Raw genomic sequence first — 20,940 nt, forward strand, 5'->3', positions numbered from 1 at the left:
CAGCACTGAAGTCGGCCGGAGTAAAACGTGATGCGTCCGGGTACTGCAACGGCCCCGAACTTCGCATGAACTTCCTGGGAAAAGCACAAAGGCCGGACTCTCGTCCGGCCTTCGGCAGATGCTGTTGAAAACTAGCGCGACTCGCGGTGCGCCCGGTGAGTTCCGCAGTTCGGGCAGAACTTCTTCAGCTCGAGGCGATCCGGGTCGTTACGCCGGTTCTTCTTGGTGATGTAGTTGCGGTGCTTGCACTCGTCGCAGGCCAAGGTGATCTTTGGCCGGACATCGGTGGACTTCGCGGCCACGATTTGCCTTCTTTCCGGTCTGGGCTGAGTTGAAATTGGTAGCGATGGCCGGACTTGAACCGGCGACACAACGATTATGAGTCGTTTGCTCTACCAACTGAGCTACACCGCCACGGCGGACTAATATCCCGGTGGTGCCGCGGTAAGCCGCTCACCACCGGCAATCCGGCGAGCCCCCTAACGGAATCGAACCGTTGACCTTTTCCTTACCATGGAAACGCTCTACCGACTGAGCTAAGGGGGCATGACAACGTGGCACAGAGTCTGAACCGGCAAGCCGATCAGCGTGACCCCGTGCTCCGGCGTCCTGAACGAGATTACACACTCGCACCCGACACCACCAAATCGCCAGCTCAAGGCCCATTTTCACGGCACCGGAACTGGTCCGAAACGCATGGTTCCTGACGAGGCTACCTCGAATGCGAGCTGGGCAACCTCTCAAACCAAGGAACCCCCGCCGATCTTCATGATCGACGGGGGTTCGATGTGGCAGATGTAGGATTCGAACCTACGTAGGCATAAGCCGACGGATTTACAGTCCGCTCCCATTGGCCGCTCGGGCAATCTGCCGTGTGCGCCGTTTCCGGTGCGCTGAGCAGCTTACAACGTACCCACCCGGACTATCAAAACGCCTGCACAGACCCCCTGCGAGCACCGGTTGTCCACCCATGCGGGTACAACTGTCTCGGTGGCCGGTAGAAATCCCGGCCCGGAGTTCGCCGGACCTTCACAGGACAGGAGCGCAGTGTGGCTGATTCGTCATTCGACGTCGTGAGCAAGGTCGATCGTCAGGAGGTCGACAATGCTCTGCATCAGGCGGAGAAGGAGCTGAACTCGCGCTACGACTTCAAGGGCACCGACGCGTCCATCGCGTGGTCGGGCGAGGAAGCCATCGTGCTGACCGCCAACGCCGAGGAGCGGGTGCAGGCGGCGCTCGACGTTTTCAAGGAGAAGCTGATCCGTCGCGATATCTCGCTGAAGGCGTTCGATGCCGGCGAGGCGCAGCCCTCGGGCAAGGTGTTCAAGATCACCGGCACGCTGGTGCAGGGCATCGATACCGAGAAGGCGAAGAAGATCTCGAAGAAGATCCGCGACGAAGGCCCCAAGGGTGTGAAAGCCCAGATCCAAGGCGAGGAGCTGCGGGTCAGCAGCAAGAAGCGTGATGATCTGCAGGAAGTGATCTCGCTGCTCAAGGGCGAGGATTTCGGCATCGCCCTGCAGTTCGTCAACTACCGGTAGCTCGGGTGTGGCGGGGGCGGCGCTCAGTCAGTATTGAGGGTTGTCCCCGGGAATGATGCGAATGGCGGGGGGCCGCGCTCAGTACTGAGGGTTGTCCCCGGCCATTTCCTCTAGACGCTTGATTCGTTCGTCCATCGGGGGGTGGGTGGAGTACCAGCGGGCGACTCGGTCCCCCGCGCGGAACGGGTTGGCGATCATCAGGTGCGATTCGCTGGTGATCTTGGGGTCCGGCGGAAGTGGGGCCGCCTGGACACCGCGTTCGATCTTGCGCAGGGCCGAGGCCAGGGCCAGCGGGTCACCGGTGAGTTCGGCGCCGGACTGATCGGCCTGGTACTCCCGCGATCGGGAGACCGCCATTTTGATCAGGCCCGCCGCGATCGGGCCGAGCAACGAGACCAGCAGCACACCGATGATGTTCGGGCCGTTTCCGTCTCTGCTGCCGAACGAGCTCGCGAAGAACGCCATGTTCGCCAAGCCGGTGATGATCGAGGCCATCGCGCCCGCCACCGACGAGATCAGGATGTCGCGGTTGTAGACATGGGACAGCTCGTGGCCGAGCACCGCCCGCAGCTCCCGTTCATCGAGTAGTTGCAGGATGCCGCTGGTGCAGCAGACCGCGGCGTGACGCGGATTGCGGCCGGTCGCGAACGCGTTGGGGGCGCTGGTCGGACTGATGTAGAGCCGCGGCATCGGCTGACGCGCCGCCGTGGCGAGCTCGCGCACGATCCGGTACATGACCGGCGCTTCCAGTTCGCTCACCGGTTGCGCGTGCATCGCCTTCAACGCCAGCTTGTCGCTGTTGAAGTAGGCATAGGCATTCATGCCGACGGCCAGCACGATCGAGATGATGAGGATCGTCGGGCTGCGGAACATCGCCCCGATGGCGACGATCAGCGCCGACATGCCAACCATCAAACCGAAGGTTTTGATCCCATTGGGCATGAATGAGCAACGCCGATCGTGGATCGAAAGTTCCGACTGGTTGACGCTTCGATCTTCCGGCTCAGCCCACGCGTTCGATGGTGTAGCGGACCAGGCGGGTGAGGGCGTCGTTGGCCGGGCCTGCCGGGAGGGCAGCGAGTTCGGTGTCGGCGAGGTCGGCGTATTCGGCGAGCTTTTCCTTGGCCAGCGCCATGCCGGGTGAGCGGCGCAGCAGTTCCAGTGCCTCGTCGACCTCGGCGTCGGTTTCCAGCGGGCGGGCCAGCAGGGTGCGCAGGCGGTCGCCGTCGGCGCCGGTCTCGCGCAGGGCGTAGAGCACCGGCAGGGTGTGCACGCCTTCGCGCAGGTCGGTGCCGGGCGTCTTGCCGGACTGTTCGGCCGAGGACGAGATGTCGATGATGTCGTCGGAGATCTGGAAGGCCGTGCCGACGGCGTCGCCGAGGCGGGCCAGACGTTCGACGTGCTCCGGGCCCGCGCCGGAGAAGGTGCCGCCGAAGCGGCCCGCGGCGGCGATGAGCGAGCCGGTCTTCTCCCACACCACGCGCAGGTAGTGCTCGACGGGATCCTGGGTCTGCTTGGCGCCCATGGTTTCCCGCATCTGGCCGGTGACCAGTTCGGCGAAGGTCTCGGCGATGATGCGGACCGCGTCGGGTCCGAGGGTGGAGGTCAGGCGCGAGGCGTGGGCGAACAGGTAGTCGCCTGCCAGGATCGCGATGTTGTTGCCCCAGCGCGAGTTGACGCTCTCCGCACCGCGCCGCTGGGTCGCCTCGTCCATGACGTCGTCGTGATAGAGCGTCGCGAGGTGCACCAGTTCCACGACCGTGCCCGCGGTGACCAGCGCCGGATCGGTGGGGTTCGGTCCGAGCTGGCCGGTGAGCACGGTGAACAGCGGCCGGAACCGCTTGCCGCCGGCCCTGGCCAGGTGCAGGGCCGCCTCCTGGAGGAATTCCGCACCGTCGGAGAGTTCGTCGACGAGCAGTTTCTCGACCGCGACCAGCCCGTCGCGCACGGTGACGGCGAGTTCGGGATCGACGAGATCCACCCCGGCAACCACGGTGCTTTCGTCGCTCACAGCCGATGTGCTCATTATCTTCTCCCAGCGATGCGTCCGACCCCGACGGGTAGCAACCTAGCGTGTTCCGGCACGATGGCCGATGAACCCCGTCACACAGTGACAATTCCCGGTGTACCCGACACTCTCGCACAGCGGCCGACAGTGCCAGTATTGAGCCATGGGTTCACCGGATCTCACCCCCGCCGACCGTGCTCTGCTGCCTGCCTCCGTCGAGGTATTGGTGGTCGGGGCAGGGCCCGCCGGATCGGCGTCGGCGGCGTGGGCCGCGCGCGCCGGACGTGATGTGCTGCTGCTCGATTCGGCGGTTTTCCCGCGCGACAAGACCTGCGGTGACGGGCTCACGCCGCGCGCCACCGCCGAGCTGGAGCAGCTGGGTCTCGGCGAATGGTTGCGCGCGCACACGGTGAACCACGGCCTGCGGATGGCGGGCTTCGGCAAGGAGGCGCTGCTGCCCTGGCCGGGCGGGTCGTTCCCGACGTACGGAAGTGCGGTTCCACGAACCGAACTCGACGACAAGCTGCGTGAGACCGCGATCAAGTCCGGTGCGCGGATGGTCGACGGGGCGAAGGTCACCGAGGTGCTGCGCGAAGGCGAGCGGGTCACCGGGGTGGCGGTGCGCATCGGCGAGAACACCCACACGGTGCGCTGCCGGGTGCTGGTGGTGGCCGACGGCGTGCGCTCCCCCATCGGAAAACAGCTGGGCCGCACCTGGCATCGCCGCTACGCCTACGGCACCGCGGCCCGCGCCTACATCAAGTCCGGCCGGAGCGACGACCAATGGATCTCCTCGCACCTGGAACTGCGCAATGCCGCCGACGAGCTGGTCCCCGGCTACGGCTGGATCTTCCCGCTCGGCAACGGCGAGGTGAACATCGGCGTCGGCTCGCTGGCCACCGAGGCGCGGCCCTCGCACATCGCGCTCAAGCCGCTGCTCGAGCACTACACCCGGCAACGTCGCGAGGAATGGGAACTCGAGGGCGAACTGCGTGCGGTGGCCTCGGCGCTGCTGCCGATGGGCGGCGCGGTCTCGAACGTGGCGGGTCCGAACTGGGTGCTGGTCGGTGACGCCGCGGGCTGTGTGAACCCGTTGAACGGCGAAGGCATCGACTACGGGCTGGAAGGCGGGCACATGCTCGCTGACCTGCTCGACGAGCCGGATCTGAGCCGGGCGTGGCCGCAGCTGCTGCGTGACCACTACGGACGCACTTTCTCGGTGGCGCGCAGGCTCGCCGGACTGGCCACCCAGCCCAGGATGGTCCCGCTCGGTGGCCCGCCGGTGATGCGCTCGAAGTATCTGCAGCGCACGGCGGTTCGGGTGATGGGCAATCTGGTGACCGACGAGGATCTCGACCTCACCGCCCGGGCGTGGCGCGCGGCGGGACGAGCCTCGCTCCGCGCCGACGAACTCCCACCATTCTCTTCCGCCTCCCCGTGACTCATAGCCGGACTCAGGTTCGGGCCGGGTCGCGTCGGCGGCCTGCGGATAGTGCGCGGCTGAGTTTGCTGTGGCTGGGGAGTTACCCCTGTGCGAGCGGTGCTCGGGGAAACAGCCGCAGGAAGGGGTTGCTGTGAGTGCGACAGGGCGTCGTCCGGTGCTGGCCCTGCTGCCGCATCTGCGCAAGGCGCGCGACCTTGTCGATCGGCGTTACGCCGATCCGCTCGACTTGGACGAACTGGCACGTTCCGCCGGTGTGTCCAAATATCACTTCCTGCGCGCGTTCGCCGCCGTCTACGGGCGCACGCCGGCGGTGTATCTGGCCGAGCGGCGGATCGAGCGGGCGCAGGATCTGCTGCGGTCGACCAACCTGACCGTCACCGAGGTGTGCATGCTGGTCGGCTATTCGAGCCTCGGCTCGTTCAGCGCCAAGTTCCGACAACTCGTGGGGGTGACGCCGAGCGAGTATCAGTCGAAATTCGCCGACGGGGCACCGCGCATTCCGGGCTGCTATGTCTTCATGCACGGGCTCTCGGACCGCGTCCGCCGCGACACCGCAATTTCGGAGAAGCCGGATGACACCGCGCGGCCATAGCCTGCAACCATGACAACGATCACGAACGTTTCCCTGGTCACCGTGTACGTCACCGATCAGGATGCCGCCAAACAGTGGTACGTCGACAAGCTCGGTTTCGTCGAGACCGCGGATGTGAGCATGGGCGACAACGGGTTCCGCTGGGTCAGCATCGCTCACCCCGATCATCGCGAGCTAGAGGTGACGCTGATGGTCCCGGGACCGCCGCTCACCGACGACCTCGCCGACGCGATCCGGCGGGCATTGGCGGACGGCACCCACGGCGCACTCGGGCTGCGCACCGCCGACTGCCAGAAGACCTACGAGGAACTCACGGCGAAGGGGGTCGAGTTCATCCAGCCACCGTCCGAACGCCCGTACGGCACCGAGGCGATCATTCGCGACAACTCGGGCAACTGGCTGGTTCTGGTCGAGAATCGCGGCTGAGACGAGGGTGCCGCTCGGTGGAGCGGCACCCATCGCCGCGGCTCAGAGCTTGGCGAACCAGTTCTCGATGAACTTGCGTTCGCTGGTGAGAACGCGCTGAAGCAGCTGCTCGGCCAGTGGCTCGATGGCGCCGCCGACCAGGGGAACCTTCACCTTCACGGTGCCGACGACCTCGATTTCGCTGCCTTCGGCGGTGGGGCGCAGTTCGTAGGTGCCCGACATCTCGGTGGTGATGCCGCTGGTGTTGCCGGTGAAACCGCCCTTGGCGATCTCGCCCTGCAGTGGCTGCCAGTTGTCGCTGCGTGCCAGCACGAGATCGCTCTTGAGCACCTTGCGTACGAGGGCGGGAACCTTGTCTTTACCTGGGGTTTCAGTCATATGGATGGTAATCGAGCCGGGGCCGTCGGGATGGGAGAGTTCGATGGTCGCGGTCTCGGCTGCGGCGAAACGCGCCTGCCAGACGGCATCGTCGACAAGTGCCCGGTGAAGCTCTTCGACCGGGACGGTATAGGGCACGGTGAAGCTGAATTTGCGGGACATGCCGGGAATGCTAGGCGTATTCGCTCTGCCCGGCTGCGGCAGTCCGAGAACACGGCACCAGCCGCCGAGATAACAGCCGGTACTGTGTGGCGGGTGTCGGAAACCAGCCTGTCGGAGCGGCGGGACAAGCGCCTGCGACGAGTCCGGGCATGGGTGATCGGTACAGCGACCGTGATCAGCGTGCTGATGGTGTTGCTGGTACTCGCGGCCTGGCGCAACGATTTCGAGATCGAGCGGCATCGCGGTGTGACCTCCGGCGAAGTGCTTTCCGCGGGCCGGCTGCGTTCAGCGGTGATCTATGTGACGCCCGACAGCGTGACCCACAATCCGAAGGTCGGCATCCTGTATCCGACGAACCTGACCGCTGGTCAGCGGATCAACGTGGAGTACAGCACGCGCGATCCCGACCTGGTCCGGGTGGCAGGCCGCGACGCACGGGTGGCGATCATCCCGGCGGCGTCGGTGATCTTCGTGGCATGGGCCATTGCGCTACCGGCGCTGTGGATCGTGCGCCGCAAGCGGCGCGAGTCGTAACTTCGTTTGCTGTTCGTCCCGGCTTCATGTCGGCGTGGGGGTGTCGCGCGGTCTGGCGGTCACCCTGAGAGAGTGCGCGTAGCCATCGTCTCGGAGTCTTTCCTGCCGAACATGAACGGCGTCGTCAACTCCGTGCTGCGGGTGTTGGACCACCTGGACCAGCACGGACACGACGCGATGATCGTGGCGCCCGATTCCCTGCGTGGCGCCACACCCGCACCACGTTTTCACGGCCGCTTCCCGGTGCACCGGGTGCCCGCGATGATGGTGCCGAAGGTGAGTTCGCTGCCGGTGGGTCTGCCGCAACCGGGAATCACCGCCGCCATCGCCGATTTCGATCCCGATGTGGTGCATCTGGCCTCGCCGTTCCTGCTCGGCGCCGGCGGGCTCGCCGCGGCGACGCGGTTGGATCTGCCGACCGTCGCGGTGTACCAGACCGATGTGGCCGGGTTCGCCAAGAGCTACGGCCTCGGGTTGGCCGCACGGGCTGCGTGGGCATGGACGCGCCGGATCCACGAGGGCGCTACCCGCACGCTGGCGCCGTCGTCGGCGGCCGCGCACGACCTCGACGAGCACGGGATCCCGCGAGTGCATCGCTGGGGTCGTGGGGTGGATATCGCCCGGTTCAACCCGGCGGCACGCAGCGGCGAGTTGCGGGCGAGCTGGCTGGGGTCGGGTGACCGGCTCGTCGTCGGGTTCGTCGGCAGGCTCGCGCCGGAAAAGCACGTGGAGCGGCTGGCCGCGCTGGCCGGTGACCCGTCGATCCAGCTCGTCGTGGTCGGCGACGGACCGGAACGAGCCCGGCTGCGCAGATTGATGCCGGACGCGGTGTTCACCGGCGAGCTGGGTGGCACCGAGCTGGCAACGCACTACGCCAGCCTGGACGTGATGGTGCATCCCGGCGAGCACGAGACGTTCTGCCAGGGCGTGCAGGAAGCGCTGTCCTCGGGTGTGCCGGTGATCGGGCCCGATGCCGGCGGGCCGCGGGATCTGATCTCCCACTGCCGCAACGGGTACCTGCTGCCGGTCGACCGGTTCGCGGAATTGCTGCCGAGCGCCGTGTCGGCCCTGCGTGATGCGAGGCAGCGCGGGTTGTTCGCCGCGGCGGCGCGCAAGTCGGTGCTGCACCGCACCTGGCCCGCGGTCTGCACCGAGCTGATGGGCCACTACGCCGACGTCACCGGGATGCGCGCGCGATTGCCACGTACGGCCTGAGTGGTGAAACCCACTCGCGCTATCGCGGCGAAAAAACTCTAAGCTCGGTTCGTGGCGACAACAGAGCAGCGAGAACCGATTCGGGCTTCGCTGGACAAGCAACCCCACGAGGTCGCGTCGATGTTCGACGGTGTGGCGAAGCGCTACGACCTCACCAATACGGTCATCTCCGGTGGCCAGGATCGGTACTGGCGGTGGGCGACGCGACGTGCTCTCGGGCTGCGTCCCGGCGAGCGGGTCCTCGACCTCGCCGCGGGTACCGGCGTCTCGACCGTAGAGCTCGGCAAGTCCGGCGCTTGGTGCGTGGCCGCCGACTTCTCCCAGGGCATGCTCGCGGCGGGCCGGTTCCGGCAGGTGCCGATGGTGGCGGGCGATGCGATGGCACTGCCGTTCGCCGACGATTCGTTCGACGCGGTGACCATCTCGTTCGGGCTGCGCAATGTCGCCGATATCGATCTGGCACTGCGCGAGATGCTGCGGGTGACCAAACCGGGCGGACGGGTCGTGGTCTGCGAGTTCTCCACACCGGTGTTCGGACCGTTCCGCACCGTGTACATGGAGTACCTGATGAAGGCGCTGCCCCGGGTGGCGCGCGCCGTGAGCTCCAACCCGGACGCGTACGTGTACCTGGCCGAGTCGATCCGCGCCTGGCCTAACCAGCGCAGGCTGGCCCGCCGGATCGCGGACGCCGGCTGGGACTCGGTGCAGTGGCGTGACCTCACCGGCGGGGTGGTGGCACTGCACCGCGGCTACAAATTGGGCTGAAACGCTCTCGATAGCCAGGGTGAGTCCGGTCACCCCGGCCGTTGCGCGGTTGCGTGCCCGCGGCCCGGAATGCGCCCTGATCAGGGGTGATATTCGGGCCGTTTCCTCACCGTCGAAATTTTGACTTGTGAGGTCGATTGTCACCTGGACATAACGTTCGGTAAATCGCGCGCAACGACAAATGCGGATGATCGAGTCATGGCAGGGGAAGCGGACGGCCGCGACACGGACACTGTGCGTACGCAGTGCTCGTACTGTGGCGTCGGCTGCGGCATAAACGTCCAGACCAAGACTGATCAGTCTGGCGCCCGGTTGATCGCCAAGGTCAGCGGCGACAAACTGCACCCGGCGAACGCGGGCAGGCTGTGCACCAAGGGCGCCACCCACGCGGAGATGATGGCCGCACCCGGCCGGATGGACACCGCCTACCGACGCCCCGAACGCGGCCAGGTCCCGGTTCCGCTGCCGGTCGACGAGGCCGTGCACGAAACCGCCACCCGCCTGCGCGCGATCCTCGACGAGCACGGCCCCGACGCGATCGCCCTCTACGTCTCCGGACAGATGTCGCTGGAAGCCCAGTACCTGGCCACCAAGCTGGCCAAGGGCTATCTGCGGACACAGCACATCGAAGCCAACTCGCGCCTGTGCATGGCCAGCGCGGGCACCGGCTACAAGCAGTCGCTCGGCGCGGACGGGCCGCCCGGTTCCTACGACGACTTCGAACACGCCGACCTGTTCCTGGTCAGCGGCGCGAACATGGCCGACTGCCACCCGATCCTGTATCTGCGGATGGCCGACCGGCTCAAGGCGGGCGCCAAGCTGATCGTGGTCGACCCACGCCGCACCGATACCGCCGCCCGCGCCGACCTGTTCCTGCAGATCGCACCGGGCACCGACCTCGCCCTGCTCAATGGACTGCTGCACCTGCTGGTCGCCGACGGTGCGATCGACACCGCGTTCATCGCCGAGCACACCGAGGGCTGGGATGCGATGCCCGAGTTCCTCGCCGACTATCCGCCTGCCCGCGTCGCCGAGCTGACCGGCCTGGCCGAGGCCGATATCCGCACCGCGGCCACGATGATCGCCGAGGCGGGCGAGTGGATGTCGCTGTGGACGATGGGGCTCAACCAGTCCACGCACGGCACCTGGAACACCAATGCCCTGGTCAACCTGCACCTGGCGACCGGCACCATCTGCAGGCCGGGCAGCGGGCCCTTCTCGCTCACCGGCCAGCCCAACGCCATGGGTGGCCGCGAGATGGGCTACATGGGCCCCGGCCTGCCCGGCCAGCGCAGCCTGCTCTCCCCCGCCGATCGCACCTTCGTCGAAACCGCCTGGGATCTGCCGGACGGCACCCTGCGCACCGAGTCGGGCCCCGGCACTATCGACATGTTCCGCGGGCTGGCCGACGGCGAGATCAAGGCCGCGTGGATTATCTGCACCAATCCCGTCGCCACCGTCGCCAATCGCAAAACCGTGATCGCGGGTCTCGAAGCGGCCGAGCTGGTCGTGGTGCAGGATGCCTACGCCGAGACCGCGACCAACGCCTACGCCGATCTGCTGCTGCCCGCCGCGCTGTGGGCCGAAGCCGATGCGGTGATGGTGAATTCGGAGCGCAACGTCACCCTGCTCCAGCAGTCGGTCGACCCGATCGGCGACGCGCGACCGGACTGGCTGCTGATCGCCCAGGTCGCCACCGCCATGGGTTTCCCCGGCTTCGACTTCACCTCCAGCGCCGAGGTGTTCGCCGAGCTGCGGCAGTTCACCAACCCGGCCACCGGCTACGACCTGAGCGGCATGAGCTACGAGCGCTTGGCGGAAGGATCGATGCAGTGGCCGTGCAAGGACGCCGATACGCCGCGCAACCCGATCCGCTACGTCAACGACGGCACCCATCAGCCGCTGCACGTGGCGGCCGACGGCACCACTCCGCGGCTCGCCTTCGCCACCCCGAGCAGGCGTGCGGTGTTCTTCCCCCGTCCGCACATGCCCGCCGCCGAACTGCCCGATGACGACTACCCGTTCCTGCTCAATACCGGTCGGCTGCAACATCAGTGGCACACGATGACCAAGACCGGCAAGGTCGCCAAGTTGACCAAGCTGACCGGGGCACCGTTCGTCGAAGTGCATCCCACCGATGCCGAGCGACTCGATCTGAAGCCGGGCGATCAGCTCGAGATCGCGTCGCGCCGTGGCCGTGCTGTGCTGCCGGTGCGGATCAGCGACCGGGTGCGACCTGGTGATTGTTTTGCTCCTTTCCACTGGAATGACGAACAGGGCGAATATCTGACGATCAACGCGGTCACCAATGACGCGGTGGATCCGGCCTCGTTGCAGCCGGAGTTCAAGGCATGCGCGGTGGCACTGCGCCGGGTCGGCCCCGTCGCCACCCCCGCGCAGGCGCCTTCACAACCCGCGCAACCGGCCGCGCATCCACTGGCCGGGATACTCGGCCTCGACGCCGGTACCTCGCCCACGCTCAGCGAGACCGAGCGCATCTATCTCGGCGGCTACCTCGCCGCCCTGCAGTCGCTGCCGGTGACCGGCCAGCCGGTGCTGCCGGTGAGCGCACCGCTGTCGACGCAGTCACGCCTGTGGGTCGACGGCCTGCTGGCCGGCATGTACTCCCGCAACGCGGGCGCCACCGCCGAAGCCACCGACAGCCCTATCCCCCACCCCGTCACCGTGCTGTGGGCATCCCAGACCGGTAATGCCGAAGAACTGGCCGCCACCGTCGCGGCCCGTCTCTCGGAAGCGGGCTTCATGCCGTCGGTGCTCGATATGGATTCGTGCGAGCTGACCTCGATTGCCGGTGACGTCCTCATCGTCACCAGCACGTTCGGTGATGGTGGCCCGCCGGATAACGGTGCCGACTTCTGGACCAGGCTCGAAGACAGCATTATTCGCCTCAACGGTGTTCGCTACGCGGTGTTCGCGCTCGGTGACTCCTCCTACGACGATTTCTGCGGCCACGGCCGCAAGCTCGATACGCTGTTCGCCGAACGTGGCGCGAAACGGCTGCTGCCGCGGGTGGACAGCGAACCCGATTTCGCCGACACCGCCGATCAGTGGCTCGATGATGTCCTGGCCGTGATCACCAGCGGATCACCCGACGACGGCGGCTCGACAGGTGGCATCCCACCGGGTCGCGACGCCGCACCGGCCGGCACAGCGCGCGGCCGCACCGGTTCGCTCGCTGGCGCATCGAATGGACGCGACTCGCTGTTCACCAATGGCGTTGCCCTGCAAGCACATTTGCCCCGTGCGATGCCGTCACCGGCCGGTCGCGGTGGCGCAACCGTGCTCGACCGGCAACTCGCGTCGACTCCCTCCCGGGCGCCGCGCGCCACCGCCGCTCCGTTCACCCGCCAGTCTCCGGTCCGCGCCACCCTGATGCGCAACGAGATCCTGAGCGCGCCCGGATCGCCGAAAGAGGTGCGGCGCTTCGGTTTCGACCTGCACGATCTCGATGCCGGGTACGAAGTGGGCGATTCGCTGGGCGTGCTGCCCGCCAACTGTCCCGACCTGGTCGACGAATGGCTCGCCTGCACCGGCCTCGACGGTCGGCGCACGATCGAGGTCGACGACCGCGAACTCACGCTCACCGATGCCCTGCGCACGCACTACGACATCACCAAGGTGAGTCAGGATCTGCTCGGCTTCATCGGCGAGCGCAACCCACACCCGCAGCTGGCCAAGCTGCTGCGCCGCGACAACCGCAATGAGCTCGCCTCCTACCTCTGGGATCGCCAGGCCGTCGATGTGCTGCGCGACTTCCCGGTGCGCACCGATCTCGTCGACTGGCTGGGGGCACTGAAAAAGCTGCAACCCCGCCAGTATTCGATCTCTTCGAGCCCGTTGACCACTCCCGACGAGGTGCAACTGACAGTCGGTGTCGTCCGCTACGGCGACCCGGTGGGCACCTCGGCACGTCGTGGTGGGGTGTGCTCGACGTTCCTGGCCGACCGGGGTACTACCGAGGTGCCGATCTTTCTGCAGCGGGCACCGCATTTCCGTCCGCCGTTGGATCCGAATGCCCCGATGATCATGGTGGGGCCGGGTACCGGTATCGCTCCTTTCCGCGGTTTCCTGCACGAGCGACGGGCCATCGGCGCGACCGGCCGCAACTGGTTGTTCTTCGGCGACCAGCACGCCGCCCAGAACTTCTACTACCGCGCCGAGCTCGAGGACATGTTCCGCTCCGGTTTCCTCACCCGCCTCGACCTTGCCTTCTCGCGCGATCAGCGCGAGCGGGTGTATGTCCAGCACCGGATGATCGAGCACGGCGCCGAGCTCTGGTCGTGGTTGCGCGACGGCGGCCACTTCTACGTCTGCGGTGACGCCGCCCGAATGGCCAAGGATGTCGACGACACCCTGCTGCGGATCGCCCAGATCCACGGGAAGCTGGACGAGGCGGGCGCGCTGGCCTTCAAGAAGCAGCTCGTAGCCGAGAAGCGGTACGTGCGCGACGTGTACTGACCTGCTCGATCAGGCCGCGCGGATCGCCGGCGGGTTGAGCCGGGCGAAGTCGGGCAGCCGGTGGTATGGGTAGTAGGGGTACGGCGGTGTGGTCGCGCTCGCGGCATCGAGAGCGGCCACATGTTCGGGGTCGAGTTGCCAGCCGACGGCGCCCAGGTTCTGGCGTAACTGCTCCTCGTTGCGGGCGCCGATCAAGACGGTGGCAACAGTGGGCCGGGTGAGCAGCCAGTTCAGGGAGATCTGCGGGACGCTGCGGCCCGTGTCGGCGGCGATACGATCGAGCACATCGACAACGTCGTAGAGTCGTTCATCGTCGACGGGCGGGCCTGCCTGCGCCGTCTCGTGCAGTCGACTGCCCGCGGGAAGCGGTTGTCCGCGAAGGACTTTGCCGGTGAGCCTGCCCCAGCCGAGCGGGCTCCAGATGATGGAGCCGACACCCTGATCGGCACCGAGCGGCATCAGCTCCCATTCGTAGTCGCGACCGACCAGCGAGTAATAGACCTGGTGCGCCACCGGCTTTTCCAGGCCGAGCGCCTCGGCGGTGGCGAGCGTTTTCATCAACTCCCAGCCGGCGAAGTTGGAGACGCCGAGGTAGCGGATCTTGCCTGCCCGCACGAGATCGTTCAGGGCCGTGAGGGTTTCCGCCAGTGGGGTGCCCGCATCGAAGGCGTGTAGCTGGAACAGGTCGAGGTAGTCCGTGCCGAGACGGCGCAGCGAGGCGTCGACGGCACGGATCAGCCTGGCGCGGCTAGAGCCCGCCTCGTGCGGACCGGGGCCGGTGGGGAGCGCCGATTTCGTCGACAGCAGCACCTGCTCGCGCCTGCCCTTGATCGCCGCGCCGAGTACCTCCTCCGACGCGCCGTCGGAATAGACATCAGCCGTGTCGAACAGCGTGACACCGGCCTCCAGGCTGATGTCGATCAAGCGCCTGGCCTGCGCGGCATCGGTATCGCCCCATGCGCTGAACAGCGCACCACGGCCGCCGAAGGTACCTGCGCCGAAGCCGAGTGCCGGAACGAGAAGACCAGATGCGCCGAGCCGCCGGTATTCCATGAGAGCTCCTAAAGGGTCTATAGTTTCGTTAACATGGCCGACAGTACACCCGATCCGCGCTAAATGAAACAGGAGTTCCGTTATGGATCACGATATCGCTTGGCCTGGCTCTGTTCGCCCTGGTGGGCGCACCGCCCGGGTACGCGAGTCCGTTCTGGAAGTGGCCGGTGATCTGCTGGCGGACCGCGGATTCGCGCATCTCGATCTGACCGAGGTCGCCACCGGTGCCGGGGTCGGTAAAACCACCGTCTACCGCCGCTGGCGCACCCCAGCCGGCTTGGTCGCCGACCTGCTCGTCGACATGGCCGAACAGTCGCTGCCCCGCGCCGACACCGGCTCACTGCTCGACGACCTGACAGCCAACGCCCGCCTGGTCGCGAAGACTCTCGCCGACGGTCGCCAGAGCAACCTCTTCCGCGCCGTCATCGCCGCCGCCACCTGCGACGATGCCACCGCCGCAGCGCTGCATACCTTCTACGACACCCGCCTCAACGAATGGGCACCATGTGTGGAAGAGGCCGTCATCCGTGGCGAGGCGCCCGTCGGCACCGACCCGCGCGCCGTCCTCTCCGCCGTCTCCGCACCGCTCTACTACCGATTACTGGCCAGCGGCGATCCCATCGACGACGACATCGCCGACCGCTCGGCCAGAGCCGCCACCATCGCCACCGCCGCGGGAACGTTCGTCATCACACGCACCGACGTCAGCGGCGTGACCACCTGACGAGTTCGCCCGCACGGGGCCGCACCGGCTCAGCGCCCGGTATCGGAAGTCGGCGTCACGCCCGAGGGTTCGACGCGACCGCGGCGGAGCGCCAGGCGGGGTCGCGACCGGTGAGACCGAGCAGTCGATCCAATGCCGGTGCGTCAGCCGGGATCTCGACGACCGGGCCGAACAAGCCGGGTGTGCCCGCGGGGTCGGTTTCGCGCAGGAACTCGTGCAGGATCGCCAGGTCCGCGGGGGCGACGGTCAACTGCTGTCCCGTCGCGACGGCGAGATCCCACGCGTGGATGGTGATCTCGTCGAGCGCGACGATCGCCATGACCGCGGCGGGCAGTTCGACCCCACCGGCCTCGGTATCGCCGTCCCATGCCTCGGCCACCCGCCACACCGACGTCAACGTCTCGAGTTGCGCGGCGATGCGGGTGCGCCAGTCATCGGGCAGCGGGCTGTCGGAACCGGTCGGCGGCGGCGCGGATCGACCGACCGACTCCTTGGTCGCGGCCTGCCGGAAAGCCTCGGTCAGCCCGACCACGTGGGCGAGCAGATCGCGCACCGTGGACTCGGCACACGGCGTCGGGTCGGCGAGCTGATCGTCGGTGATGCCGTCGACGACCGCGGCAAGTGACCGAGCGGCGGGTTCGAAATCGAACTGCGGTTCCATGAGAGCTCCTCGTCGATGGCAGGTGGCTGCACTCATGCAGACGATCCCGTCGCCGGAAAGTCATCGGTGCTGGTTGCCGCGCGCACCGGATCGGCGCACGCTGGACAGCGCAGGACCCGATCAGCGTCCACATCACGTCTGAGGCTCAACCGATCGAGCAGGCCGACGAACGAGGAGCACCGATGATCGACAAAGAAATGGCTCGAACACGGGACGAGGTCCCCGAGGCCGATCGCGTAGAGCAGGAACAGTCCGCCTTCCGCGATGACGACCCCGACGATCCGGCCTACTTCGACGCCGTCGAGTACACCGACGAGATGGCGGCCAAGATCGCCCGAGACGCCGACACCGCGAATCCGGCGGACGTGATCGAACAGACCATCCCCGTGCCCTTCGACGAGGGCAGCGAGGGGTTCACCAACGCGGAGTAGGCCGGGGCGAAGGCGGAGGTACGCCTATCCGGCGATCTTCGCCCGCAGACCCGCGTGCAGTTCACGCAGGCTGGAACGCTCGGTCGCGACCTCGAGCACCCGCAGACCGTGCGCGTCGGCGACCAGTTCCACGGCCAATTCGTCGGGATCGACCTGACGGTGCGGGATCCGGTAGGCGGCACACAGCGCGGCCAGATCCATGCCGTGCGGTGTCCCGAACACCCGCTCGAACACGCCCGCGTACTGCGGATCGCCCTGTTCGAGCAGCTCGAAGATGCCACCGCCGTCGTCGTTGGCGACCACGATCGTGAGGTTGTCCGGACGTGGTTCGCCACGCCCGATCAGCAGGCCGGACGCGTCGTGCAGGAAGGTGAGGTCACCCATCATCGCCACGGTGCGGCCCGGATGCGCCAGGGCGGCACCCACGGCACCGGAGACGGTGCCGTCGATACCGGCGACACCGCGGTTGGACAGCACCCGGATGCCCGGCCGCGGATGCGACACCAGAGCGGCGTCACGCACCGGGTTAGACGCGCCGAGCAGCAGTTGATCGCCGTCACGCAACGCGTCCATGACCACGGCCGCCACGTGCAGACCGGTCGCCTTCGGATGCGCGGCCAGCTCGGCCCGCACCACCGATTCGGCCTGGTGGTTCAGTTCTGCGCAGCGCGCCAGCCAGGCGGGACCGGGTGCGCCGGTGGTCACCGCGCGAGTGCCGGTGCCGACGACATTGCCGGAGACATCGGGCCAGCGCGGACCGGTGGTGAGCGCGAACACGGTGACGTCCGGATCGGCCAGCACCCGCGAAACCTGCCGGTGCAGGGTCGGGCGGCCGGTGATGATCGCCTGGGTCGGCTTCAGCAGCGAGAGCGCGAGCGGATGCAGGGCGGGCCCGTGCATCGGTGCGGTCGGCTCGGCCACCGTCGGCAGCGCGGCGAGTTCGGGCAGCAGCCGCGCGCCGTGGCCGGAAATGACGACGGTGTCGGGCGTGAGGTCGATGTCGAGCGGCACGTCGAGAGTGGCGTACTGGGTTGCCGTCCACGGTCGTTCACCCTCGCGACCGACGGGCAGCGGATCGTCGGACAGCTCGGGGACCAGCGGTTCACGCAGCGGGATGTCGAACTGCACAGGACCCGCGTTGCCGGAACGGGTTCCGCGCGCGGCGGCGAGCACCCGGCATACCGACGAACGCCACACACTGTTCTGTCGCGGGTAGGCCGACTCTCCCGCCTCGGCTTCGGCCAGCCCGAGGCTGATCGTGGCGCGCACCTGAGAACCGAACAGCCCGAGCTGTTCGACCGTCTGATTGGCGCCGGTGCCGAGCATCTCGTAGGGCCGGTTCGCGCTGACGACGATCAGCGGCACCCGCGCGTAGTTGGCCTCCAGCACAGCCGGACCCAGATTCGCCACCGCGGTACCGGAGGTCATCACGACCGGGACCGGCCGCCCCGACGACACCGCGAGACCGATCGCCAGAAATCCCGCGGTGCGCTCGTCGACGCGCATATGCAGCCGAAGCTCCCCGGCCGCGTCCGCCGCCTGCAGCGCGAAGGCCAGTGGCGCGTTACGCGATCCGGGACACAGCACCACCTCGCGGACGCCGCCGCGGACGAGCTCGTCGACGACCACTCGTGCCTGCGCAGTAGACGGATTCACAATCACAGCCTGTCAGACCGGCACGCACCCGTCTGCCCCCGGCCCGCGTTGCCTACGTCACCGAGTGCGCGCAACGCACCGGAATTCGGCCATACGACCAATTACCGCAGAGCCGAGGACGAGATGAACAGCAATTCATAGACGGGGGCGGCCGATATTCATGAAATCGCAAAGAGAACAACAAAAGAAAGAAATCCGGCGACGAGCCGCTGGCTCGCCGCCGGAATTTCAACCGACCCGGCAAAGGCTGGTCGAACGAATATTCAGCTCACTCCGCGGGCGCGGTGAGATCCTTGATACCCGTGACAGACTCGATGATGTTGAGGACGGCGGAGGTAGCGCTGTCGACCGCGGCACTGCCCGACTCGAGCACACCCGAACCCGCGGACGAGCCGGTCAGCACGTCAGCCGAGCCCGTGGCGGCGTCGGCGGAGCCGGTGTCGGCGCCCGCGATGGCGACGGGACCGAAGAACATGACAGCGGCGGCAGCGGCAGCACCGGTGGCGGCGAGGGTCTTGCGAGACATCATGTGAGCAAACTTCCTTTCGACCTGTGCAATGCAGTCATTCAAAACAATTCGTATTCCGAATCGCTTGATCGGCAACGTAACCTATGAGGCAGGGCACTTGTCAATCGCACAGATTATTCGCGCGCTCTTGTCGAATTCGTGGCAACCCGCAATTATCCTGGAGTTCATCCGGGCGGTAATATTTCTCACACAGACCGTCGCGGAATATGCCGCCGACCGGGAATCGATGTGTCCGCCGCCACCGCATACCCCCGTTACGTGAGGGTGGTCACCCGTGAACGTGAAAAGGCCGGTGCGGTTCGGTTACCCGAACTCGCACCGGCCTCGATCACACGATCGCGGCGGGGGCTACCCCGCCATACCGCTCAGCCCGCGTGCTTCTGCACCAGATCGCCCACGCGCGGCAGTGCCTCGATGACGTGCTTCTTGGCAGAGCCACGCATCGACGAATACACCTTCTTCAGTGCCGGCCGGGTGGACGACTCGGCGCGGGCGTCGGTGACGGCCAGCAGCGACTCGGCGACCTGATCGGACTTCGCAGCCAGCAGATCGGCGAAGGTGCCGGTGCCGGAGGTGGTGAACTCCGCCCAGTACGGCTGGAGCTGATCGAGCAGTTTCGGCGCCAGCGACGTGAGGCCGTCGGGAACGATGGTCGGGCTGATCTTCTTGACCGCCGCGTAGCCACCCTTCACGGCCAGGCCGGACGCACCACCTTTGTCCGAGACCTCGGCGTCGAGCACCTCGACGGCGTCAGCAAGGAAAGCCGGACGCTTGGCGTCGTCGAGCAGGGATTCAGACAGTGCTGCAACCACTTTCAGGTTCCTCCGGATCGGTTCGATGTACGAGCAGGCGCAACTATACGCATCGGGTGCTCAGAGTATGCGGCGACCGCTCGAGCTGCGGTGTTACGACCTTGTACCGAGCTGCCGTCCAGTAGGGCAATAATCGTGTTCGTGACTTTCGATCCGAAGCTGTGGCAGCCCGTCCCCGGGTTCGAGGACCTGACCGACATCACCTATCACCGGCATATCGAGCAGGGCACGGTGCGGGTCGCGTTCGACCGGCCCGAGGTCCGCAACGCGTTCCGCCCGCACACCGTCGACGAGCTGTACCGCGCGCTCGATCACGCGCGGATGAGCCCCGATGTGGGCGCGGTACTGCTCACCGGCAACGGTCCGAGCGAGAAGGACGGTGGCTGGGCGTTCTGTTCCGGTGGTGATCAGCGCATTCGCGGCCGCAACGGCTACCAGTACGCCGATGGCGAGACCGCCGACACGGTCGACGCGGCGCGCGCGGGCCGACTGCACATCCTCGAGGTGCAGCGGCTGATCCGCTTCATGCCCAAGGTGGTGATCGCGCTGGTCAACGGCTGGGCGGCGGGTGGTGGGCACAGTCTGCACGTGGTCTGCGATCTGACGCTCGCCTCGCGCGAGCACGCGCGGTTCAAGCAGACCGATGCCGACGTCGGCTCGTTCGACGGCGGTTACGGCAGCGCGTATCTGGCGAAGATGGTGGGCCAGAAGTTCGCGCGCGAGATCTTCTTCCTCGGCAGGCCGTACACGGCCGAGGAGATGCACCAGATGGGTGCGGTGAACAAGGTCGTCGACCATGACGAGCTGGAGAACGTCGCGCTGGAGTGGACCGCCGACATCAACGGCAAATCGCCGCAGGCGCAGCGCATGCTGAAGTACGCGTTCAACCTGCTCGACGATGGTCTGGTCGGTCAGCAGCTGTTCGCGGGCGAGGCGACCCGCCTGGCGTACATGACCGACGAAGCGGTCGAGGGGCGAGACTCGTTCTTGGAGAAGCGCAAGCCCGATTGGACGCCCTACCCCTGGTACTTCTGAGAACGGACACCCCATGGAAATTCTCAACAGCCGGATTATCGTGCGTCCCAGCGACTACGGGCGCACGCTGGCGTTCTACCGCGACGGCCTCGGCTTGGCGATCGCACGGGAGTACCCGGGCGGCACGGTGTTCTTCGCCGGGCAGTCGCTGCTGGAGGTCGCCGCGCACGGTGGCAGCGGGCACTCCGGCAGCTTCGACGGCGCGATCTGGTTGCAGGTTCGCGATGTCGAGGACGCGGCGGCGGAGTTGTCGCTGAAGGGAATTGCGATCGAGCGCCAGCCCGTGCTCGAACCATGGGGTCTGTGGGAGATGTGGGTGCGCGACCCGGACGGGGTCGCGATCGTGCTGGTTCAGGTTCCCGCCGAACATCCGATCCGGCGGGATTCGCGCTGGTCGCCGGAGTGAGAGAGCAGTGCCCGCGGCCGAGCCGAGTTGCCGATGGCGGCTCGGCCGCGCACGATAGCTGCGAGCAAGCGCCCGACCGACGCCGTCCG

General features: G+C 67.0%; 21 protein-coding genes and 3 tRNA genes. 12 read left to right on the plus strand and 12 right to left on the minus strand.

Going from position 1 to position 20,940, the window contains the following annotated elements; all coding sequences use genetic code 11:
• Window positions 1-131: 131 nt before the first annotated feature.
• The 4 genes from rpmG to ACFWO8_RS03730 all read right to left on the minus strand — a co-directional run bounded on the left by rpmG (window position 132) and on the right by ACFWO8_RS03730 (window position 872).
• On the minus strand, window positions 132-302 hold the full coding sequence (gene rpmG, locus ACFWO8_RS03715) for a 50S ribosomal protein L33 (RefSeq protein ID WP_056814348.1): 171 nt from the start codon (window positions 300-302) through the stop codon (window positions 132-134).
• Between the two features lie 36 nt (window positions 303-338).
• A tRNA-Met gene (locus tag ACFWO8_RS03720) sits at window positions 339-414 on the minus strand.
• 59 nt (window positions 415-473) lie between these two features.
• Window positions 474-546 (minus strand) — tRNA-Thr (locus ACFWO8_RS03725).
• 243 nt (window positions 547-789) lie between these two features.
• A tRNA-Tyr gene (locus ACFWO8_RS03730) sits at window positions 790-872 on the minus strand.
• A 177-nt stretch (window positions 873-1,049) separates the two neighbouring features.
• Between ACFWO8_RS03730 and ACFWO8_RS03735 the strand changes: the two genes are divergently transcribed.
• Window positions 1,050-1,541 (plus strand): YajQ family cyclic di-GMP-binding protein, encoded by a 492-nt coding sequence (locus tag ACFWO8_RS03735; RefSeq protein WP_056814350.1) that lies wholly within the window; start codon window positions 1,050-1,052, stop codon window positions 1,539-1,541.
• A gap of 78 nt (window positions 1,542-1,619) precedes the next feature.
• Here ACFWO8_RS03735 and htpX read toward each other — a convergent pair whose 3' ends face one another.
• Window positions 1,620-2,483: a zinc metalloprotease HtpX gene (gene htpX, locus ACFWO8_RS03740; RefSeq protein ID WP_378941124.1), complete on the minus strand. Its 864-nt coding sequence runs from the start codon at window positions 2,481-2,483 to the stop codon at window positions 1,620-1,622.
• A 61-nt stretch (window positions 2,484-2,544) separates the two neighbouring features.
• Window positions 2,545-3,567 (minus strand): polyprenyl synthetase family protein, encoded by a 1,023-nt coding sequence (locus ACFWO8_RS03745; protein WP_378941126.1) that lies wholly within the window; start codon window positions 3,565-3,567, stop codon window positions 2,545-2,547.
• 145 nt (window positions 3,568-3,712) lie between these two features.
• Between ACFWO8_RS03745 and ACFWO8_RS03750 the strand changes: the two genes are divergently transcribed.
• The 3 genes from ACFWO8_RS03750 to ACFWO8_RS03760 all read left to right on the plus strand — a co-directional run bounded on the left by ACFWO8_RS03750 (window position 3,713) and on the right by ACFWO8_RS03760 (window position 6,011).
• Window positions 3,713-4,990, plus strand: a complete 1,278-nt coding sequence (locus ACFWO8_RS03750) for a geranylgeranyl reductase family protein (RefSeq protein ID WP_378941128.1) — start codon at window positions 3,713-3,715, stop codon at window positions 4,988-4,990.
• A 133-nt stretch (window positions 4,991-5,123) separates the two neighbouring features.
• On the plus strand, window positions 5,124-5,585 hold the full coding sequence (locus ACFWO8_RS03755) for a helix-turn-helix domain-containing protein (protein WP_378941130.1): 462 nt from the start codon (window positions 5,124-5,126) through the stop codon (window positions 5,583-5,585).
• Between the two features lie 9 nt (window positions 5,586-5,594).
• Complete coding sequence (locus tag ACFWO8_RS03760) at window positions 5,595-6,011, plus strand: VOC family protein (RefSeq protein ID WP_378941132.1); 417 nt, start codon at window positions 5,595-5,597, stop codon at window positions 6,009-6,011.
• 42 nt (window positions 6,012-6,053) lie between these two features.
• Here ACFWO8_RS03760 and ACFWO8_RS03765 read toward each other — a convergent pair whose 3' ends face one another.
• Window positions 6,054-6,551 (minus strand): DUF2505 domain-containing protein, encoded by a 498-nt coding sequence (locus tag ACFWO8_RS03765; protein ID WP_378941134.1) that lies wholly within the window; start codon window positions 6,549-6,551, stop codon window positions 6,054-6,056.
• A 93-nt stretch (window positions 6,552-6,644) separates the two neighbouring features.
• Between ACFWO8_RS03765 and ACFWO8_RS03770 the strand changes: the two genes are divergently transcribed.
• The 4 genes from ACFWO8_RS03770 (at window position 6,645) to ACFWO8_RS03785 (ending at window position 13,544) form a co-directional block, all read left to right on the plus strand.
• A complete protein-coding gene (locus ACFWO8_RS03770) occupies window positions 6,645-7,085 on the plus strand; it encodes a DUF3592 domain-containing protein (RefSeq protein WP_378941136.1) in 441 nt (146 codons plus the stop codon).
• A 72-nt stretch (window positions 7,086-7,157) separates the two neighbouring features.
• Complete coding sequence (locus tag ACFWO8_RS03775; protein WP_378941138.1) at window positions 7,158-8,300, plus strand: glycosyltransferase family 4 protein; 1,143 nt, start codon at window positions 7,158-7,160, stop codon at window positions 8,298-8,300.
• Between the two features lie 51 nt (window positions 8,301-8,351).
• Entirely contained in the window at window positions 8,352-9,065 is a 714-nt protein-coding gene (locus tag ACFWO8_RS03780; protein WP_378941140.1) for a demethylmenaquinone methyltransferase, read from the plus strand.
• Between the two features lie 198 nt (window positions 9,066-9,263).
• Window positions 9,264-13,544 carry a molybdopterin-dependent oxidoreductase gene (locus ACFWO8_RS03785; RefSeq protein ID WP_378941142.1) on the plus strand — a complete coding sequence of 1,427 codons (4,281 nt, stop codon included), beginning with the start codon at window positions 9,264-9,266 and terminating at the stop codon, window positions 13,542-13,544.
• Between the two features lie 9 nt (window positions 13,545-13,553).
• On the opposite strand, the gene ACFWO8_RS03790 is transcribed toward ACFWO8_RS03785, so the two are convergent.
• Window positions 13,554-14,597 (minus strand): aldo/keto reductase, encoded by a 1,044-nt coding sequence (locus tag ACFWO8_RS03790; RefSeq protein WP_378941144.1) that lies wholly within the window; start codon window positions 14,595-14,597, stop codon window positions 13,554-13,556.
• 82 nt (window positions 14,598-14,679) lie between these two features.
• On the opposite strand from ACFWO8_RS03790, the gene ACFWO8_RS03795 reads away from it, so the two are divergent.
• On the plus strand, window positions 14,680-15,321 hold the full coding sequence (locus ACFWO8_RS03795) for a TetR/AcrR family transcriptional regulator C-terminal ligand-binding domain-containing protein (RefSeq protein ID WP_378941146.1): 642 nt from the start codon (window positions 14,680-14,682) through the stop codon (window positions 15,319-15,321).
• Window positions 15,322-15,376: 55 nt separating this feature from the next.
• On the opposite strand, the gene ACFWO8_RS03800 is transcribed toward ACFWO8_RS03795, so the two are convergent.
• Window positions 15,377-15,982 carry a TIGR03086 family metal-binding protein gene (locus tag ACFWO8_RS03800; RefSeq protein ID WP_378941148.1) on the minus strand — a complete coding sequence of 202 codons (606 nt, stop codon included), beginning with the start codon at window positions 15,980-15,982 and terminating at the stop codon, window positions 15,377-15,379.
• A gap of 182 nt (window positions 15,983-16,164) precedes the next feature.
• On the opposite strand from ACFWO8_RS03800, the gene ACFWO8_RS03805 reads away from it, so the two are divergent.
• Complete coding sequence (locus ACFWO8_RS03805) at window positions 16,165-16,413, plus strand: hypothetical protein (RefSeq protein WP_378941150.1); 249 nt, start codon at window positions 16,165-16,167, stop codon at window positions 16,411-16,413.
• Window positions 16,414-16,437: 24 nt separating this feature from the next.
• Here the strand turns inward: ACFWO8_RS03805 and menD are convergent, their stop codons facing one another.
• From menD to ACFWO8_RS03820, 3 genes are all read right to left on the minus strand, one after another.
• Window positions 16,438-18,069 carry a 2-succinyl-5-enolpyruvyl-6-hydroxy-3-cyclohexene-1-carboxylic-acid synthase gene (menD, locus tag ACFWO8_RS03810; protein WP_378941152.1) on the minus strand — a complete coding sequence of 544 codons (1,632 nt, stop codon included), beginning with the start codon at window positions 18,067-18,069 and terminating at the stop codon, window positions 16,438-16,440.
• Window positions 18,070-18,337: 268 nt separating this feature from the next.
• Window positions 18,338-18,598, minus strand: a complete 261-nt coding sequence (locus tag ACFWO8_RS03815; protein ID WP_378941154.1) for a hypothetical protein — start codon at window positions 18,596-18,598, stop codon at window positions 18,338-18,340.
• A 365-nt stretch (window positions 18,599-18,963) separates the two neighbouring features.
• A complete protein-coding gene (locus tag ACFWO8_RS03820; protein WP_378941156.1) occupies window positions 18,964-19,410 on the minus strand; it encodes a DUF6918 family protein in 447 nt (148 codons plus the stop codon).
• A gap of 141 nt (window positions 19,411-19,551) precedes the next feature.
• On the opposite strand from ACFWO8_RS03820, the gene ACFWO8_RS03825 reads away from it, so the two are divergent.
• Together ACFWO8_RS03825 and ACFWO8_RS03830 are read left to right on the plus strand one after the other, a co-directional pair.
• Window positions 19,552-20,445, plus strand: coding sequence for a 1,4-dihydroxy-2-naphthoyl-CoA synthase (locus tag ACFWO8_RS03825; protein WP_056816187.1), 894 nt, complete (start codon window positions 19,552-19,554; stop codon window positions 20,443-20,445).
• Between the two features lie 13 nt (window positions 20,446-20,458).
• Window positions 20,459-20,851: a VOC family protein gene (locus tag ACFWO8_RS03830; protein WP_378941158.1), complete on the plus strand. Its 393-nt coding sequence runs from the start codon at window positions 20,459-20,461 to the stop codon at window positions 20,849-20,851.
• The last annotated feature ends 89 nt before the right edge of the window (window positions 20,852-20,940 follow it).

The sequence above is a fragment of the Nocardia sp. NPDC058480 genome (assembly GCF_042720495.1).
In the GTDB taxonomy this organism is placed as follows: Bacteria; Actinomycetota; Actinomycetes; order Mycobacteriales; family Mycobacteriaceae; genus Nocardia.